Source organism: Oleiphilus sp. HI0128 (assembly GCF_001635365.1).
Genome location: NZ_LWGG01000998.1, coordinates 1 through 17927, shown reverse-complemented (window position 1 = coordinate 17927; position 17927 = coordinate 1). Strand labels below are relative to the sequence as shown.

18 protein-coding genes are annotated in these 17927 nt (G+C 45.4%); 6 read left to right on the top strand and 12 right to left on the bottom strand.

The annotated features are described in order from the left end of the window. The 5 genes from A3763_RS16975 to A3763_RS16955 all read left to right on the top strand — a co-directional run. Positions 1-667 (top strand): hypothetical protein (locus tag A3763_RS16975; RefSeq protein WP_231872232.1); only part of this gene is annotated, 667 nt, incomplete at its 5' end. Between the two features lie 85 nt (positions 668-752). Then, positions 753-1310, top strand: a complete 558-nt coding sequence (locus A3763_RS16970) for a hypothetical protein (RefSeq protein ID WP_068511790.1) — start codon at positions 753-755, stop codon at positions 1308-1310. Between the two features lie 131 nt (positions 1311-1441). Further along, complete coding sequence (locus A3763_RS16965; RefSeq protein ID WP_068511786.1) at positions 1442-2203, top strand: SDR family oxidoreductase; 762 nt, start codon at positions 1442-1444, stop codon at positions 2201-2203. Position 2204: 1 nt separating this feature from the next. Beyond that, a complete protein-coding gene (locus tag A3763_RS16960) occupies positions 2205-2837 on the top strand; it encodes a TetR/AcrR family transcriptional regulator (RefSeq protein ID WP_068511782.1) in 633 nt (210 codons plus the stop codon). 119 nt (positions 2838-2956) lie between these two features. After that, positions 2957-3319, top strand: coding sequence for a response regulator (locus tag A3763_RS16955; protein WP_068511780.1), 363 nt, complete (start codon positions 2957-2959; stop codon positions 3317-3319). Here A3763_RS16955 and A3763_RS16950 read toward each other — a convergent pair. Further along, a complete protein-coding gene (locus tag A3763_RS16950; RefSeq protein WP_068511777.1) occupies positions 3316-3801 on the bottom strand; it encodes a glutathione peroxidase in 486 nt (161 codons plus the stop codon). The two genes, A3763_RS16955 and A3763_RS16950, sit on opposite strands and share 4 nt — an antisense overlap. A 160-nt stretch (positions 3802-3961) precedes the next feature. Between A3763_RS16950 and A3763_RS16945 the strand changes: the two genes are divergently transcribed. After that, a complete protein-coding gene (locus A3763_RS16945; RefSeq protein ID WP_068511775.1) occupies positions 3962-5413 on the top strand; it encodes a DUF3336 domain-containing protein in 1452 nt (483 codons plus the stop codon). On the opposite strand, the gene flgL is transcribed toward A3763_RS16945, so the two are convergent. The 11 genes from flgL to flgB form a co-directional block, all read right to left on the bottom strand. Then, a complete protein-coding gene (gene flgL / locus A3763_RS16940) occupies positions 5408-6625 on the bottom strand; it encodes a flagellar hook-associated protein FlgL (protein WP_068511772.1) in 1218 nt (405 codons plus the stop codon). The two genes, A3763_RS16945 and flgL, sit on opposite strands and share 6 nt — an antisense overlap. Before the next feature lie 62 nt (positions 6626-6687). Then, positions 6688-9378 carry a flagellar hook-associated protein FlgK gene (flgK, locus tag A3763_RS16935; protein WP_068511769.1) on the bottom strand — a complete coding sequence of 897 codons (2691 nt, stop codon included), beginning with the start codon at positions 9376-9378 and terminating at the stop codon, positions 6688-6690. Between the two features lies 1 nt (position 9379). After that, a complete protein-coding gene (gene flgJ / locus A3763_RS16930) occupies positions 9380-10492 on the bottom strand; it encodes a flagellar assembly peptidoglycan hydrolase FlgJ (protein WP_082880499.1) in 1113 nt (370 codons plus the stop codon). 43 nt (positions 10493-10535) lie between these two features. After that, positions 10536-11693, bottom strand: a complete 1158-nt coding sequence (locus A3763_RS16925) for a flagellar basal body P-ring protein FlgI (protein ID WP_082865169.1) — start codon at positions 11691-11693, stop codon at positions 10536-10538. Further along, positions 11693-12391: a flagellar basal body L-ring protein FlgH gene (flgH, locus tag A3763_RS16920; RefSeq protein WP_068511767.1), complete on the bottom strand. Its 699-nt coding sequence runs from the start codon at positions 12389-12391 to the stop codon at positions 11693-11695. The genes A3763_RS16925 and flgH overlap by 1 nt, the downstream gene beginning before the upstream one ends. Positions 12392-12425: 34 nt before the next feature. Further along, positions 12426-13211, bottom strand: coding sequence for a flagellar basal-body rod protein FlgG (flgG, locus tag A3763_RS16915; protein ID WP_068511766.1), 786 nt, complete (start codon positions 13209-13211; stop codon positions 12426-12428). Positions 13212-13390: 179 nt separating this feature from the next. Beyond that, positions 13391-14134, bottom strand: coding sequence for a flagellar basal-body rod protein FlgF (gene flgF, locus A3763_RS16910; protein ID WP_068760245.1), 744 nt, complete (start codon positions 14132-14134; stop codon positions 13391-13393). Positions 14135-14258: 124 nt separating this feature from the next. Further along, complete coding sequence (locus tag A3763_RS16905) at positions 14259-16223, bottom strand: flagellar hook-basal body complex protein (protein WP_068633285.1); 1965 nt, start codon at positions 16221-16223, stop codon at positions 14259-14261. Between the two features lie 72 nt (positions 16224-16295). After that, the gene (locus A3763_RS16900; protein ID WP_068508973.1) at positions 16296-16976 is read right to left on the bottom strand and encodes a flagellar hook assembly protein FlgD; all 681 of its coding nucleotides are present in this window, start codon (positions 16974-16976) and stop codon (positions 16296-16298) included. A 13-nt stretch (positions 16977-16989) separates the two neighbouring features. Further along, entirely contained in the window at positions 16990-17433 is a 444-nt protein-coding gene (gene flgC / locus A3763_RS16895; RefSeq protein ID WP_068508971.1) for a flagellar basal body rod protein FlgC, read from the bottom strand. A 2-nt stretch (positions 17434-17435) separates the two neighbouring features. Beyond that, the gene (gene flgB, locus A3763_RS16890; RefSeq protein WP_068508978.1) at positions 17436-17843 is read right to left on the bottom strand and encodes a flagellar basal body rod protein FlgB; all 408 of its coding nucleotides are present in this window, start codon (positions 17841-17843) and stop codon (positions 17436-17438) included. Between the last annotated feature and the right edge of the window lie 84 nt (positions 17844-17927).

Sequence of the window (17927 nt, the reverse complement as noted above, 5' to 3'; positions counted from 1 at the left end):
TAATAGCCTCTACCTTAGTCCTGAAAGTGTGGCCTCTAGTGCCAGCGTGCTCGCACACACATATTTGGATCACAACAATAACGGTAGGTTTGATGAACAGGACAGCCCTCTTCCAAATATACATTTTAAAGGAAAGAACAGCTGGAGAAACAGCGCCACAAACGAAGAAGGTTATGTCTCTTTATGGGGGGTTCCTGATCTTCAAATGCAAACGATCAGTATCAATTCCCGAAAAATTGAAGACCCGTTTCTGAAGCCACAGAAGGAGCATTTCACGCTCTATTCTCACTCGGGCAAGCTCAACGAGATCAGTATCGGCTTCCAAACTGCGATGGAACTCGAAGGAGAAGTGCTGCTTGAAAACAATGGTAAACTTATACCGAAAGCAGGTATTCCTGTCTCTCTTTTTACACTCGATGACTCACTGATACAGCAAACCCGAACCGAGTACGATGGTGTTTACATATTCGAAAACGTCCTACCAGGTAGCTACTTACTTAAAATAGATCCTGACTACCTTCAAAGTAAAAACCTCAGCGTAACACCAACTATAGAGCTCAAGACTTCAGGCGATGAAGGTATCATTTACCTTCCTCCCACACATCTCAAACAAAAAAATAAACTCTTACTTTTCAACATGTTAACCACACAAGCCACGATCACATAGCCCAGCTTTTTCATTTGCGCAAGAAATAAATATTTTTCACTTTTTCACATTTTAAGCATTGCTGCCTTAGCACTAGCTACTATACTTGAGTGGTATTCAGGACTTAATCAGCGATAAAAAGTGGAGGCAGACCGGCTTGAGAAAAGCACCCTTAGCATTAGTACTGCTTTCATGCTTTACGTTTTCAGTAAGCGCACAAGCTGAATCTTTTAAGGCAAAAGTGAAGTTGACCCTAGTCGACCCAGCATCGGTCAGCGCTATCGGCAGCACTCAACAAACCTTGTCGATGCCAGTTAAAAAGCTCGATAACAGCCAATGCACCATCGACCCTAAAAGCGGGTCTCTACAAGGTAACGCTTGCCTTGAGCCATCCGTCGATACACCTCAGCTAGATATTAGCGGGCGTGCCGCACAAGCCATCTCGGTAAAACTAAGTGAATCAGTCACAAATAGCGAAAGCGCGGCTTCTCTAAGCTTCGAACCGACGCTATATAATGGTTATGATCAAACTGAAAACTTTCAGCTAAGCACCAGTTCTCACAGCGTAAATATTGGTGGAACCATTTATCAACACAATACAAGTAACTCAGCACTTAATACCCAAGCAGTCCTTCAATACGGTGTAGAAGTACTTTACCCCTAGATTTACAAGCCCTAGCGCCCTATTAATTTCGCATGCCAATTAAGTTACCCTAGGTTATTTACATCAAGAACTCATTCTTCTATATTAAGTAACCCAGAGTAACTTAACTTCAAATAATAAAGGAACACACAATGAACTACATCTTGATAACCGGTGCAAGCGCCGGAATTGGCGAAGTATTCGCAGAACAATTAGCCGCTCAAGGTCACAACCTGATTCTGACCGCCCGCAGAGAAGAGCGCCTTCAAGCGCTAGCCAGTAAGCTGGAAAGCCAATATAAAATCTCGACACAAATCATCGCTGCTGATTTGTCTGACTCAAACGGTGCCGAAACGCTAGCTAGCAAAATAATCAACGAAGGTTGGGCGCTAAACGGCCTAATCAACAATGCAGGCTTTGGAGACCGCGGTGCATTCACTGAACTGTCACTGGATCGTCAGTTACAAATGATTCAGCTCAACGTCACCAGCCTGGTAGATCTAACGCACCGACTCATCCCCAAGCTATCACAACAGAGTAATAGCTTTATCATTAACGTTGCCTCAACCGCTGCCTTTCAAGCGGGACCTAACATGGCTATATACTACGCGACCAAGGCTTTTGTGCTGTCCTTCTCTGAAGCACTATATGAAGAGCTTAAGGGCCAAGGTATTGCCGTCAGCACACTTTGCCCAGGTGCAACCGCATCTGAGTTTGCATCAGAAGCTAATATGACTAACACAAAACTATTCAAAGCAGGTGCCATGACAGCAGAAGCTGTTGTCAGGAAATCGCTCAAGAAAAAAGACCGCGCCATTGTTATCACTGGCTGGAAGAATATTTTTGGTGTTTGGTCTGGTAAACTATCCCCACGTTCAGTCACACGAAAACTTGCAGGATGGTTACAAGCCTAAAATGTGTTTAATCAAACAACGCGCGAATAATCCGGAACAAAAAGCTCTCAGAAAACAGCAAATTCTCGATGCTACACGAAAACGATTTTCTGATCTTGCCTACGAAGACCTTAACCTGAATGTGATTGCTGCAGATGTGGGTATTACTAAGGCCGCTTTATATCGCTACTTTAGAAATAAAGAGACTTTGTTCCTCGCGTTGTTTGTAGAAACCCTTGAAGAATTAATTCACTCGGCTCGAGAGATGCCAAATAAGCTGCCCCTGGCAACTCTAATCACGGACACCTTAATTGCCAACCCTATCTATTGTAAATTGAGTGCAATTTTACACACAATCCTAGAGCGTAATCTTACCGTAGAGGAAGCACTGCAATTCAAAAAGACCTTACTCCATTTGATGCATAAGTTTGCTCAGTTACTAGCGCAACAAGCAGAGCAAGACTTGCCTCAAGCGCAAGCGCTCACCCTACTCATGCAAGTTCAGCAAGCATTGATCGGCGTTTGGCATATGACTCACCCTGTCGGTGCAATTGCCGAGGTTATTGAGTCTCCGCCTTTAGATGTTTTTAAGCGAGATTTTTATAGCGCCTTGCTCGCACATATAGAAACCATCACCCGACAAATTGCCCCTTAAGTGATACGCATCAGAAATCTAACGAGTAAGACCTAAGAGACAAGATATTCCAGCACATTTGGCTATACTAAAGTGAAGTAAGAGACTCTCATTCATTAAAGAATAGGTACAAGAAACATATGGCCAAAATCCTGATCGCCGATGATCAATTAGTAATGCGCAACATGTTTAAAGTCATTCTTCAAGACGAGCCACACGAACTGACGCTAGCGGTCGATGGCGAAGCCGCATTAAATGCAGCCAAAGCAGAACGATTTGACCTGGTACTGAGCGACTTATATATGCCAAAACTCGATGGCATACAACTCACTGCAGCTATTAGAGCACTCCCCGCTTACAAGGGTGTTCCTGTACTCATTGTTAGCACCGAGAATAAAGCAGAGAAAAAAGCTGCAGGCAGAGCAGCAGGCGCGAATGGCTGGATCATCAAACCCATTACCAAAGACCGCCTGCTTCCTGCGATAAAGAAACTACTAGGCTAAGGCGCCAACGCTGCATCGATATCTTTCACCATGTCTTTCGGCTCGGTATTGGGCGCATAGCGTTTAACAACCTTGCCCTGTTGATCGACCAAAAACTTGGTAAAATTCCATTTTATCTTTTCAGAGCCCATCAAGCCCTTCGCTTCTGATTTTAAGTATTTATACAAGGGATGAGTATTATCGCCGTTTACTTCTATTTTGGAGAACATTGGAAACGTAACCCCATAGTTCAAAGAACAAAACTCGCTAATCTCACTATCTGTTCCTGGGTCTTGCTTTAGAAACTGATTGCATGGAAAGCCTAAGATCTCTAGCCCTTTCTCGCTATACTCCAAATACAGCTCCTCAAGCCCCTTGAGCTGAGGCGTAAATCCGCATTTACTTGCCGTATTGACGATTATCAGCAACTTCCCCTGATACGCTTTAAGAGGAACTTCCTCTCCTTTAATATTATTAGCACTGAACTGATAGATATCAGACACGAGTCTCTCCCTATTAATGATAATTATTCACAAGCATCCTACCCCTAAATTATCAGCGTTAAAAGCCTATTGATTTACATCAATGCTCAGGAATAAGCGTTTGACATTGATTATGCGATAGGCAAATATATTTTTTTAGCTTACAAGCGTAAACACAAAAATGTCAGATATAAGCAAATTGCAGCAAACTATGAGCGAGGCACAAACTTATGAGCAATGGCTCACCGCTGCCTCGAAAGCCGATAAGCTTAACGGCAGTTATGACTGGCAAAAAAAACCCGAGTCTAAACACTACCCATACAAAGTGCTGCAGGGACATTATCAAACAATTTCTGAACTGCTAGAAAATAAAGATTATTTGAAGCTGATTCCCTATATTCAGGAAAGCCTGTATCGAACCACCGCGGAACTCAGTAAACCCAAGCTCTATCAACCCGCCTACACAGGAACCAAGACCCTCGTTAGCAATTACTTAAAGTTGATCGATAAAGCGTTAAAGATACTCTGCGAATCTGAGATCGATAGCATCTCGACAAAAGACAAGCTCGCCCAGTTCAAACAGGCCGAGCATAATTTTGGTCGCCCTGCCTTAATGCTAAGTGGCGGTGGAACCTTCGGTATTTATCATATAGGCGTGGTCGCAACACTCATCAATCACAAGCTCCTCCCCTCCATCATATCTGGTAGCAGTATGGGAGCAATCACGGCGGGCATGCTGGCTACTCACACAAATAAGGAAGTACTTACTCTTCTAGGTAAGCCCGAGGAAAGTAACTACAGCCCTTTGAAGCGTTTACCGCTTAAAGGTATTTGGCAACAGCAATCATTACTCGACCCAGAGCAACTGCGCAGCTGCGTTGAACACAACGTCGGATTAATGACTTTTGAAGAAGCCTTTAAAAAAACCGGCCGAAACGTAAGCATTACAATTTCACCTGCCCGAACAGGCCAAAAGCCAAGAATTCTGAACTACCAAACTGCACCAAGTGTTTTTGTCGCATCCGCAGCGCAAGCATCTTGCTCTGTCCCTGGCTTATTTCCTCCTTGCCAGCTCTACGAGAAGAATGCCCGCGGGGAAAAGCAAACCTACCTGAAAGGAGAGCTTTGGTATGACGGCTCTTTTGCTACCGATATTCCAAGACAAAGAATGAGCCGACTTCACAATGCAAACTACTTTATAGTCAGCCAGGCCAACCCACATATTGTGCCTTTTGTCTCTCAACGTCAGGAAGATGGTTTTGCAGCCTTCCTTGCCGACCTATTGGTCAGCAGTAGCTTCTCTCAAGGCAAGGCGCTACTTAAATTGGGCAAGCGTCGATTTCACTCCCAAGCTTGGAGCTCGTGGCTAAATCACGCCTCCTTGATGCTTGATCAGGACTATTTGGGCGATATCAATATCCACCCTGAATTTCCGCCTTCCTGGTATGCTAAGTTCATGAAGAACCCCAGCCCTTCAGAAAGAGACTATATCTTGAAAATGGGTGAACGCTGCACCTGGCCAAAACTAGCCATGATTAGGGATCAAACTCAGATAAGCCGAACCTTACAGGCTTGCATCGCTCATCTGGAGCAAAGCGTCAAAGAAGAAAGCTTAAAGGCCACAGCCTTATAAGCGATCAAATAAGGAAAGCGAGGACACCTGGGAGTAAGAAGAGTAGGCAGCTTCCAGAGTGAACTGCTGCAAAGACAACAAACTGACTGCTTCCGCATAGTCAACCGATTCTAGGTCGCTCAGAGTTTGCTCTGTTAGAAGCTCCACATCCTTAAGCTGTTCCTCTGTTGTTTCAACAGTGTTCAGACGTGCACCAATCTGGCTTCGAGCTTCTAGAATAGAGGTTTCAGCGCTATCCAGGTTTATCAAGGCACTTTCCAGGTTCGCATCAAAAGTCGCTCGACCTTCTTCTGTGGCAGTAAAGTTATCCAAGGTATAGATAAACTTCTCAATCGTTGACAGAACGCCCTGCTTTTCAGTTGATTCGATAAAGAAGCTATCACCCGCAGTAGGCGTGCCGGTTATCTCAAATTGAACGCCATTGACGACAATCGGATCATTCTGTGAATAAGCCTGATTGGCCAGATAAGATCTACCCGTCGCTTTGTCAGTCACGTTAAACTCTGAAGGCGAGGTGAAAGTCACTATCATATCACCAGGATAAAACTGGTCATAAAGCTCTTGATCTATCACTTGCCCCGTCGTGATTCTGGCTTCTGGTACAGCTTGGTTATGAGGGTTTGCAGCGGTATAGAAGGTATTTTTATCAACAGCAATATCTTGAAATATTTGTTTGCCATTTTCAGATGAAGCAATTGTAACATTTGGCTCGACCTGAACAAAACGTCTCCCCTCATCTCCTTGATAAACGTAAGTACCCGAAACATTCTGCTGAAAGGGCTCCGTACCACCCTGAAAGCCACTAAATAAATATTCACCGCTGGCATCTTGTGAGTTCATCAAACCCGCAAGTTGCGACAAGCGTTCCTTCACCTCGGTTGAAATCGCCGATAAATCACTTTTGTTTAGAACACCGTTCCCTGCGGTCACCGTCAATTCACGAATACGCTGGACAACTGAGTTGATACTACCAAGTAAGTCGTCTTGCAAGTTTAAATGACCACGAGCCAGTTCAATATTCCGTTGAAACTGAGAGTTTAGTTCCAGCTCCTGATTCAGCTCTAAAATTCGCGTTGAAGCAACCGGGTCATCGGCGGGCGTTAAGACTTTCTTGCCCGTTGATATTTGTAACTGTGTCTTTTGCTGATCAGACTGAACATCCTGAATCGCTTCCAGACCACGGTTGAAAAGCTGCTGCGTTGATATTCTCATAAGCGTCACTTGATGGTACTTAGACCACCCCTGTTTTTCCCAACTCTATCTTCAATTAAACTCTATCTAAAGGCATTCAATAGCGTATCAAAAAGCTCTCTGGCGACCGAAACAACTTGTGCCGAAGCGTTATAAGCAGACTGAAACTGCACCAGCTTACCTGCCTCTTCATCCAGGTTAACACCAGAAATAGACTCTCTATTATTTTCAGACTGAACCAATAAGGCTTTCGCAGAATCAGCTTCCAGACGTGCCCGATTTGTTACTGTGCCAATTTCTTCAATAATCTGTGAATAGGCTTCACCATAGCTAATCACACCACCTTGAACCGTCCCTGCACTTTCCAACCCAGCCATGGCTAAAGCATTGCGGTTATCCGAGACACCACCTGTGTTGTAATCTATTCTGAAACTATCACCCGCCTCAGCTTGGCCTTTAATCTCGAACTGAAACCCGAGGTAAGTTGACTGCCCTACGGGTGCCCGTTCAAAAACACTATCGACGTCAGAGGTAAAGCTGATGCCATCCGCAAGTGTTACGTCAACCGCGCCACCGACAGAAACACCATTTCCCGCTATCACCGTTTCTGTATCCGCTGAAAATGCGCCCGGGTTATAAGGATCCACAGCACTGACATTGACACTGTCACCTGCTGCACCAGTGACCGACACAACAATATCAATACCGTTACTGGCATGAATTTCAACGTCATTGCCATCACTTACAGCATAGATATCCAAATCCTGCAAAGTCGTGTTTTCATTAATCAAACTAGCCAGGTCATCTTGAGTCGAAATACTACCTACCGGAATGGTAATGGTTTCGCCATTAATGACGAAGCCCAGGTCCGTACCATTGGCCGCATCAACAAAATTATCCAAACGAACCTGGGTATAAGCATTTGCCTGAATTCCTTGAACGGCCTGTAAACTATCAGCGATCTCCTTTGCAGAGCTGTTCGCGGTTATTCCTAGTACCTGCGAGCTAACGACACCCGTCTCAGTATCGCGGTTCAAGATAGTTAAGTTTTGAGCACCAAAGCCATTTACCAAAGTGCCAGTACTCGCCGCTGGCGTTCCAACCTGGAACGTATCACTTCCCAATGCCGAAACTCGCATCTCTCCCGGGTCAGAGGTGAAAATCGTATTAGTAATACCTGGGTTGTACAATAGGTTATTCATCGCTGGTGTAAGCGGTATCGGGTTAGCCGGGTCAGACACATTCAATACTTGAAAGCGGGTATCAGTAATAAACTCAATTTCCAAGGGTGGAGATAACTGCCCTTCGGTATCAAAGATTGGCAAGGTTGCGTTAGTCAGCGGGCTCTCTACATCAAGCATGGTCCCAAGGCTAATATTCGCATTACCGGTATTACCCAGGTTAGCATCCGCACGAACTGGGGCGGCGAAAGAAATCGCTTCAACCCTGTCAATTTCTGCGCCTATATCCTCTGCACCATTTTTTGTGGGTTTAATAACAAAACGATCACCAACCTTGAATGTGCCGGAATTAAACTGCAGCTGAAAACCATCGACTTCAACACTAGCCGGAAAAATTCCAGGTAGTATCCCTTTGGTCACAACATTATTTGTACCTGCGATGAACAGGGTATAATCGTTGCTCGATGGACCTTCAAATTTCAGGTCGTAATCGTTGGTTGTCAACTCGGTCGCATCAATGATGTTAACCTGCATACTATGATCTTGAGGTTCAGCATTGGTACTATTTCCCAGAACGCGGCTTCGTGCCAACACTTCCTCATTAACATCCCTAAAGAATAGGCCGCCTAAATTATCTTCCAGATCCATACCCAAGCCATGCTGCTTGTTGACGGTGTCTGACAAAACCATAGCTATACGACCGAGACTATTAACTGCTGTTGTAAGTTCATTGTCTCTAAAGTCTAGAAGCCCACCTACTTTTCCGCCGGTCAGCTCATTACTAATTATCTGAGAGCGACCATTAACCTGCATAACAATTTCTTTTCGTTCAGTGTCACTAGGGTTTAAAGTCACATCCAACTGATTTGAAGAGCTTCCTAAAACAAGAGGCTGACCATTTCCCACAAATACGTTGACCTGACCATCTGCTCCTGTAGGAAAAACTGCTACGTTTACGTATTCAGATAGCTCTCGTAAAGCTTCATCCCGAGCATCTAATAAATTGTTGGGTAAATCACCCTGCCCTGCACCAATTGCAACAGCAATAGACTGATTCAATTCGGCCAAACCTTGAGACAAACTATTGATCGCAGCAACCGAGGCCGCCAGCTCTACGTCAATATTTTCCATCTGAGAATTAAGTCGATTGTCCAATGCATGAAACCTGGAAACCAAACCTTCGGTTTGCGTCAATAATAACTGTCGCTGAGGGATAGAGGTTGGGTCATCAGCGCCACCTTGGAAGGCTTGGAAGAAAGCAGTCATAGCAGGCGTCAAACCAGTTGTCGTGCTGGCAAGCAAGTTATCGATCGACTCTGCTTGAGTAAGCACTGCATCACGTTCATGATAAACGGTTGTATCGGCACGAACCTGCTCGCTAATAAAATCCTCTGCATTTCTACGAATCGTGGCAATATTCGCGCCCTGACCAGTGTAACCACTACCAGTAAGAATAGATTTATTATCTACAAACACGGCCTCCTGACGACTGTAGCCAGGTGTATTGGTATTAGAAACATTATTACCCGTGACCGATAAGGCTGTCTGATGAGCTTGTAGACCTGAAAGGCCAATACCGATTAGATCTGGCATATCAGCCTCCAATTCCTAATTTGCTTGCGGTAGAGCCAAGGTCCAGACTAGAAAGTTCATCAATATTCATATAACGATCAATAATACGATTAATCTTGTTGGCATAGTCTGGGTCGGTTGCATAGCCGGCATCTTGTAGCTCGTGTGCAAAGTCATACGGATCACCCGCTTTCTCGAGCGCTTGCTCATATCGGGCATTAGTACTCAAAAAACGCGCATAATCTGAAAAGCTTTCCTGGTAACCCGAATAAGACCTAAAGTCTGCGCGCTCCTTCACTGCGACACCATTTCGATATTCAGTCGTCGTTATATTTGTGCTGTCACCCGTCCATCCTGTTTGCGCCTTAATACCAAATAAATTATGGCTAGGACTACCATCAGAATTTAAGATCTCTCGTTTACCCCAACCAGTTTCCAGTGCTGACTGAGCCAACATTAGACGAGCATCAATACCTGTTTCTTGCTCTGCCTGTTTAGCATAGGGATAAAGAGAAGCGATAAATTGATCGGGAGAACTGAAGTCTAACTTACTTGATTCAGCAACTTTATCTGAGTCCAGGCTAGCAATCGTCTGATCAATTTGATTCATTGCCGTTTCAATCTTTGCAATTTTCTCTGCGCTAACAAATGGCTGGCGCGCATAGTCTTTCAGAGAAAAAGATTTGTCTTGAGAGGTTAATGGATAGGAACTTAAATCTGACTCTTCACCACCTACGCCTTTTGACATTTGTCGCTTGATCACTTCAGCCAGACCAATACCTTTACCAGTTGATAAGCTTACTGCCATCTGGCTATCAAACATCTGCTGATAAAAGTCTGATTGGTTGCTTTGCAATAGGTTTCCTTCAGAAAATACCTTATTAGCATCGCGCATACTTTTAATCATCATCGAGACGAATATCGATTCAAAGTGTTTGGCGGCAGCATCTAGGGCGCCGTCTCTATCTGTCTTGGATTGATGCTTAAGAGACTGCAGAGCATTGAGATTGTTATAGTCATTTAAGCCCTGGGTATGCTTATTAAAACGGGCAGCACTGTTCTGCAACTGATTCCCTATATTATCAGTCGCCATCATCATCGGATTATTTATCTGACTCATCAGTGCGCTATTCATCACTAACCTCTAAGGTTCCACATGGCTTTGCTTATATTTCTTTCTATATAACAATTAAATCTGCTTTTAAGGCACCAGCCTGCTTCAAGGCTTCGAGTACAGCCATGATATCTCCTGGCGCAGCACCAACTTGATTAACCGCTTGAACAATCTGGCTCAGCGTCGCTGCAGGGCCAAACTGAAACATTCGACTAGGTTCTTGTTCTGCATCAACATCGGAGCGTGGTACGACAACCGTCTGACCACCTCCAAGCGGATTTGGTTGACTGACTGCAGGGTCTTCAGTAATTGTTACCGAAAGACTTCCGTGGGTAACCGCAGCTGGAAGCACCTTAACGTTCTGACCGACAACGATGGTGCCGGTACGAGAGTTAATAATCACTCTCGCCGCTTCTTCCCCTGTTTCAACATTCATATTTTCGAGCATCGACAAAAAGCTAACTCGCTGAGATGCATCGCGAGGGGCTTTGACGGTAATCGAAGCTGCATCGCTGGCGTACGCTGTATTAGGCCCTAGCAAGTCATTAATCTTCTTGGTTAAATTCATCGCCGTTGTGAAGTCCGGGCGATGTAAATCAAAGGTTAATGTGTCGCCACGATGAAAAGGAGATGCGATGGCTCGTTCAACCGTCGCGCCATTAGGAATCCGTCCCACACTCGGAACGTTAACCTGAATAGAGGAGCCATCGGCACCTTCAGCACCAAAACCACCGACGACAAGGCTGCCTTGAGCAAGCGCATAAACGCGCCCATCTGCGCCCTTTAACGGAGTCATCAATAAGCTACCACCTCTAAGGCTCTTGGAGTCTCCTAACGATGAGGCTGTGATATCAATCTTGTGCCCAGGTTTAGCGAAAGGCGGAAGCTCTGCATGAATTGAAACCGCTGCTACATTCTTTGACTTCGGATCCACACCTTCAGGAATGGTGATACCAAATTTATTCATCATGTTGCGGAAGGTCTGGCTAGTAAAAGGCGTGTTATCTCCTGTACCACTTAAACCGACAACCAAACCATAACCAACCAGCTGATTCGAACGAACCCCCTGTACATTGGCAATATCTTTTAAACGATCCGCGCTAACGTCAAAACTAACCAAAGCAAAACCCAGCAACAATAAACTGGAGCGGCAGAACGAGCTAACTAAAGAAGCGATACCCGCTGCAGTAGCTTTGTAAGAAGCCTTTACACTATAAGACATCACATGAACCACCATTCACTGTTGAAGAATCGGGACAACCAGCCTTGACGATTAACATCATCAAAATCTCCTGTTCCACCATAGGCAATACGAGCATCAGCAACCTTAGAAGACGGGATCGTATTATCTGTGCCAATATCTTGCGGCCTCACCAAACCGGTTAAACGAATATATTCATCTCCCTGGTTCAAGCGCAGCCACTTCTCTCCCTGAATTCGAAGAATGCCATTTGGCAAAACTTCTGAAACTGTGACTGAAATACTACCGCTCAAGCTATTGCTCTGATCACTAGATGCCTTACCATCAAACGCTCGCTCTAAGCTAGGATTAGTCAAAAGGCTCAAACCATGTTTTTGAATAACATTGCCTAGAATGGTTGCCTCATTAAAAGTCACTTCATCATCTTTGTCATAGCTGGTATCTGCTGACTTGGATGAACTGGTGTTTTCTTGCAAGGTAACCGTCAGAATATCACCAACGTTTAAGGCAACCTGATCACCATACATACTAAAGTTTCGGTTAACCTGATAGATCGACCCCGTCACCATTTCACCTGATTTCAGCGCACTCGAAGGTACAGGAGCGTAAGCCGGGTCATTGGGCAAAGGGTGCTCACGAGTCATGATGCTGCATGCACTAGTCAACACGACCAAGCTCAGGCCTAGCACTGCTTTGAATACTTGATTAATCTGCCTCATATAATCACCTTCCCCTCAAACAACTAAGCGCGTATTACAGGTTCTGCCCAATGTACTGGAGCATCTGGTCAGCCGTAGACACAACTTTTGAGTTCATTTCATAGGCGCGCTGGACAGTAATCATGCTGACCAGCTCTTGCACCGTATCTACGTTCGATTGCTCTAGCATGCCTTGCTTAACCTCACCAAAACCTGCCAAGCCCGGCGTGCCCCCTTGAGGGTTACCACTGGCTTCAGTTTCAGCAAACAGGTTATTCCCTAGCGCTTTCAAACCTTGGGGATTAATAAAGTCGACCGTATTAATCTGGCCAACTTGCTGTGCAGTGGTTTCACCAGAAATACTGACCGATACAATGCCATCTTCGCCGATCGTCACTGAAGAAGCATTCTGTGGAATAGTGATGGCGGGTTCTAATAGGTTGCCACCAGCAGTGACGACTTGGCCATCTGAGTTAACCTGGAACTGCCCATCTCGGGTATAACTGGTCGAGCCATCTGGCAATATAACTTGGAAAAAGCCTCTACCATTAACGGCTAAATCGAGAGCCTGGTCAGTCACTTCTAAGGAGCCTTGGGTAAATTGCTTAGTCGTCCCTTCGATCCTGACACCCGTACCGAGCTGGAGACCAGATGGTAATTGAGAGTTTTGTGAGTTCAAGCCACCTGGCTCTCTTTTCACCTGATACAACAGGTCCTGAAAAACCGCTTCATCACGCTTAAAGCCAACCGTACTAGCATTCGCCAAGTTGTTGGAAATCGTGGTCAAGGACATATCTTGTGCACTTAGACCGGTTTTACTGACATAAAGAGCTGGATGCATGATGCTTCTCCCAAATTGAAATTCTACTGCGAATCAATCAGACCTGAAGCGTTTAAGGGCTATCTGTGATACCCCTTATTTAAAGCTAGTAAGCAAATACCGCTAACGAAGCAGTCAAAAAATCAGCACTCTATAAATCTGCAACTACGTGCCGCTTTTATGACGTTTTTCAGGTCTTACTAGGAGAACTGCAACAAACGTGCCGTTTGTTGAGAAATTTGATCAGCCTGGCTCATTAATTTAACTTGAAGCTCATAATGTCGCGATAGAGATAGGATATCTGTTAAAGACGATACCGCATTTACATTAGAACCTTCCAGAAACCCCGTTTCCAGTTTGATGTTCGGGTCAGCAACTGCCGGTGGCTCATCACCCTTCATATGCAATAGACCATCTTCTTTCTTTTCGATCATATCAGGGTCGGGATTAACTAGCTTAATTCGATCAACCGCCGCTAAGCCAACAGCTCCACCACCCAAAGGAAGAACCGAAACCGTACCGTCAGCACCAATCTCAACAGTTGCCGAAGGCGGCAAAACAATTGGACCACCATTACCCAAAACAGGCAAACCAATGCCAGCCCTTAGCTGCCCATTGACATCTACCTGCAGGTCGCCTGCCCGGGTATAGGCTTCCGAACCATCTGCGGCCTGAACCGCAATCCATCCATCACCCTTTACCGCAACATCCAAAGGGTTGCCGGTTTGATTCAGGGGACCCGCCTCAAAATTTGTTCCCGGCCTTTCGGTCAAGGCATAGGCTCTCGATGGATGATGCTCGCCAAACACCGGCATAGCACGCGCCTGAGCGAAATCTTCTTTAAACGCCGTCGTATTAATATTTGCCAAATTATTGGCATGAGCGCGCTGCGCCAGCATATTCTGCTTGGCACCACTCATTGCAATATATAACGCTTTATCCATTTACTTCACCATTAGGATCAAACAATACGCAGCGTCAAAGAAACGGACACTGCAAACGCCTTAGCCTAAGCTCTGCAATTATCTAGCCAACCCAAACAAGGAAGGCTATGAGCGAAATTCAGTACTAGATATTCAAGATAGTTTGCTGGATTGTATCGGCCGTCTCAATGGTCTTGGAGTTGGCCTGATAGTTACGCTGCGCAACAATCAGATTTACCAGCTCAGCAGATAAATCAACATTCGATTGCTCAACTGCAGAGGCCGTTAATAGACCCAAAGACGCCGTACCAGGCGCCCCGACAATCGGGTCACCCGAAGCAAAAGTCTGCACCCAAACACTATCGCCATCAGGTGATAAGCCTTCTACGTCATTGAAGTTAGCCAAAGCTACCTGCCCTAGAACCAAAGACTCACCGTTGGAGAAACGAGACAGAATGACACCCGACTCATCGACATCCAGACCGACTAATCGACCTGTGGTATAACCATTCTGACTTAAGTCATTTACAGCAAACGGGCTACCAAACTGAGTAAACGATGATACATCTACCTCAAAGTTTGAGCTAGTTGGCGGCTGAGGAATCGGCAAAACCCCGCCATCCACAACATTCAAAGGTCGTGCCGCCCCATTTTGATTGCCTTGACTATCTAAAGGGTCCCAATTAGAAATCAAAACATCATCTGACAATGTTTCATTTAAAGTACCGTCATCGCGGAATACCAAATTATAAGTCGCTCGCGATGCATCTGTTCCAATTAATGGATCTCCAACATCCTGGTTATCCACCTGCACATGCATTTGCCAGGTATTTTCTCCCGACAACGAAGACTGCTGCTTAACGAAATACATGGTCAAAACATGAGAGTTACCAAGACTGTCAAAAATAGTCGTTGACGTCGCGTGGTTATAGGTACCAGGATCCGTTGGTGAAAATTGGTTATTAACAAAAGGCGCACCGGTAAAGTTGGTAATGACGGGCGTTGAGGCACTTAAGTTGGTCGCAACGACCCCCTCGTCAAGTACAATGCTAACTCCACCACCTACAGTCGCATTCAAAACGGCAGGAACAGCATCAGGGTCAAGCACTACCGGCGTCGCCGCGGCATCACTCCCAAGAACCTCAAAACTATCGCCCGAGACACCCGCAAAACCGAATACCAAGTTAGCTCCTTGATCCTGAATAATCTGCAAATCACCAGTAGCACTATCTATGACGGCGGTAACCCCCACCAACGCAGACGAGTTAATACGAGTTCCCAAGTCGGCCAATTGCAATGCATCTGTTGCACCGGCTGGCTGGAAACTAATTCCGTTTAAGCTAATACTCATATTTCCTGAGGCATTATCATATCCAGCTAAGGTTATTGTAGAGCTGGTACTAGCAGTCGCATCCACACCTTCTAAAAGCGAAAACTGAGATGCAATTGCCCCGGCAGTTGATTCCGCAGTCGTTGTAATGGTCTGCGACGTGCCATCCGGAAAGGTCACTTCGATATCCTGACTCGCATAGCCATTCACAATTCCTGCTTGTGCTACACCAACATCCGTTGCACCGTTCGAGTTAATCGTTGTGCCACTCTGAGTCAAAGCTTCTTCTGAAGAATCCAGATTCAAAGCTGCTTCGACATTAGTTGATCTTGATGGAGGCAGATCATTCGCATCAACAACCAGATCACCCAGAACTCCCGATACCGTCCCACCTTCATCAGCCTGAAAGCCCTGGACACGCATACCCGTGTTATTGACCATGAAACCATCTTTATCCACACCTAGCTGACCAGCACGCGAATATTTGGCCTCACCCTGATCACTAAGCACGAAAAAGCCTTTTCCGGTAATTGCTAAGTCCAGGTTATTGTCAGTAAGGCTTACGTTACCCTGACCAAACATCTGTCGAATATTTTGTACTGCGACACCGTCTCCCGTTGAGGTAGCCCCCCTGCCGAAAAAACTATTGGAATAAACATCACCAAACTCGGCACGCGAACGCTTAAAACCAACAGTACTCGCGTTCGCAATGTTATTACCCGTAACTTCCAAGTCCGTGGAGGATGCTCTCAACCCACCTAATGCAACGTTAAACGGCATACTACACCTCTCTTCTGATTCTTTTTGTCGTAATGATTACAATTATTTCGCACGCCAGACACATACTCATGCCTAGTTAATCTCTCTAACATCTTCTAAAGGAATAGCGCCCATACCGGCTAAGTTAAGCGAAATGGCACCACCAGTCCCGATCGATACGCTACTCACATTGGCGGAAAGCAAGGTCGTAATTTGACTTACATCTCCTCCTTGATTCGATTCAGCAGCGATCGTGTAATTGTCATAGGGCATCTGCTCCCCCTTGCTATTTGTTCCATCCCACGAGAATGGTACAGAACCGGCAAGTTGTTGCCCCATATCCACCTGATTAACCAACTCACCAGAACCGTTAAAGATACTTACCTTTAATGAACCTGTACTGGCTTCAAGATCAACCAATCCACTAATTGTTCCGTCTGCCGCCATGGGAGCTTCAGTACCTGGCACCAAAACCGTTCGCCCAACCATTGCAGAAGCCTGCAAAGCCTGACTAGACTGATACTGGGTTGCAAAACTTTCTACTTGCGAACTTAGTTTCTGCATTTCTTCAAGAGAGCTAAACTCTGCTAACTGAGAAATGAACTCACCATTATCTTGAGGGTCCAGCGGGCTTTGATTCTCCATCTGGGCAATCATCAACTCCATAAACTCATTCTGACCTAGATCAGACGAACCTTGTGTTTTGGTCGTCGGTTCATAGCGGTAGTCTGATAAAGCATCAGCAGAAGACACCGTTGTATTTATATCTGTCATAAGATTTAGCCCCTTACTGACCTAGCGTTAACAAACGCTGCATCATTGTTTTTGCCGCATCCATTACATCAATATTGGTTTGAAAGCTTCGAGAAGCAGAAAGCATGTCAGCCATCTCTTCAACGACATTTACATTCGGGTACATCACATATCCCTGCTCATCAGCCAACGGGTGGTCAGGCTGGTAACGCATATCCAAAGGTGCATCACTTTCAACAATCCCTTTTACTTCAACACCTACCGACTCAGGCGTCTGCTGTAAGAAATCCCCACCAACTGCCTGGCGCATGGCATCTTCTTGGACAGCCGAAAAGATGGGCTTTCGGGCGCGATATACTTCATCAATACTACTTGCCGCACTGTCTGCATTAGCAATATTACTAGCAGTGGTATTCAAGCGAATAGATTGAGCAGCCATGCCGGATCCGGCAATATCAAAAATCTGACTAAGAGACATATTTATTCACCCCGAATCGCATTGGTTAGTGACTTGAACTTGCCATTCAAAAACTGGAAGCTGGATTGGTATTGCAAGGTATTCTTCATAAACTCTGCCATTTCTTCTTGGGTATCAACGGTATTACCGTCAACAGATGGCTGGCTGGGCGTTCGATAAAGCAACTCATTGCTTCCGCTCGAGTTAGCATGAGGCAAGTGCTGTCCGTTCGTGGTCGCCATCTCGAGAGACTTTGCGCCTCCCTGGCTAGCCATTTCATTACCCAGGACCGCTTTGAAGTCTATATCTCTTGCCTTAAATCCGGGTGTATCTGCATTAGCCAAGTTATTAGCCAACACCTCAGCACGGTTAACACGTAACTCCAGCGCTTGTTCGTGAATTCCTAATGCATTGCTGAATGAAATCGACATCGATACTCCCACTTGCTTCATCATAAAGTTTCTACGATTAGATAAAGCAATTGCGATGCCAACCAATAAATATTTTTTTAATAC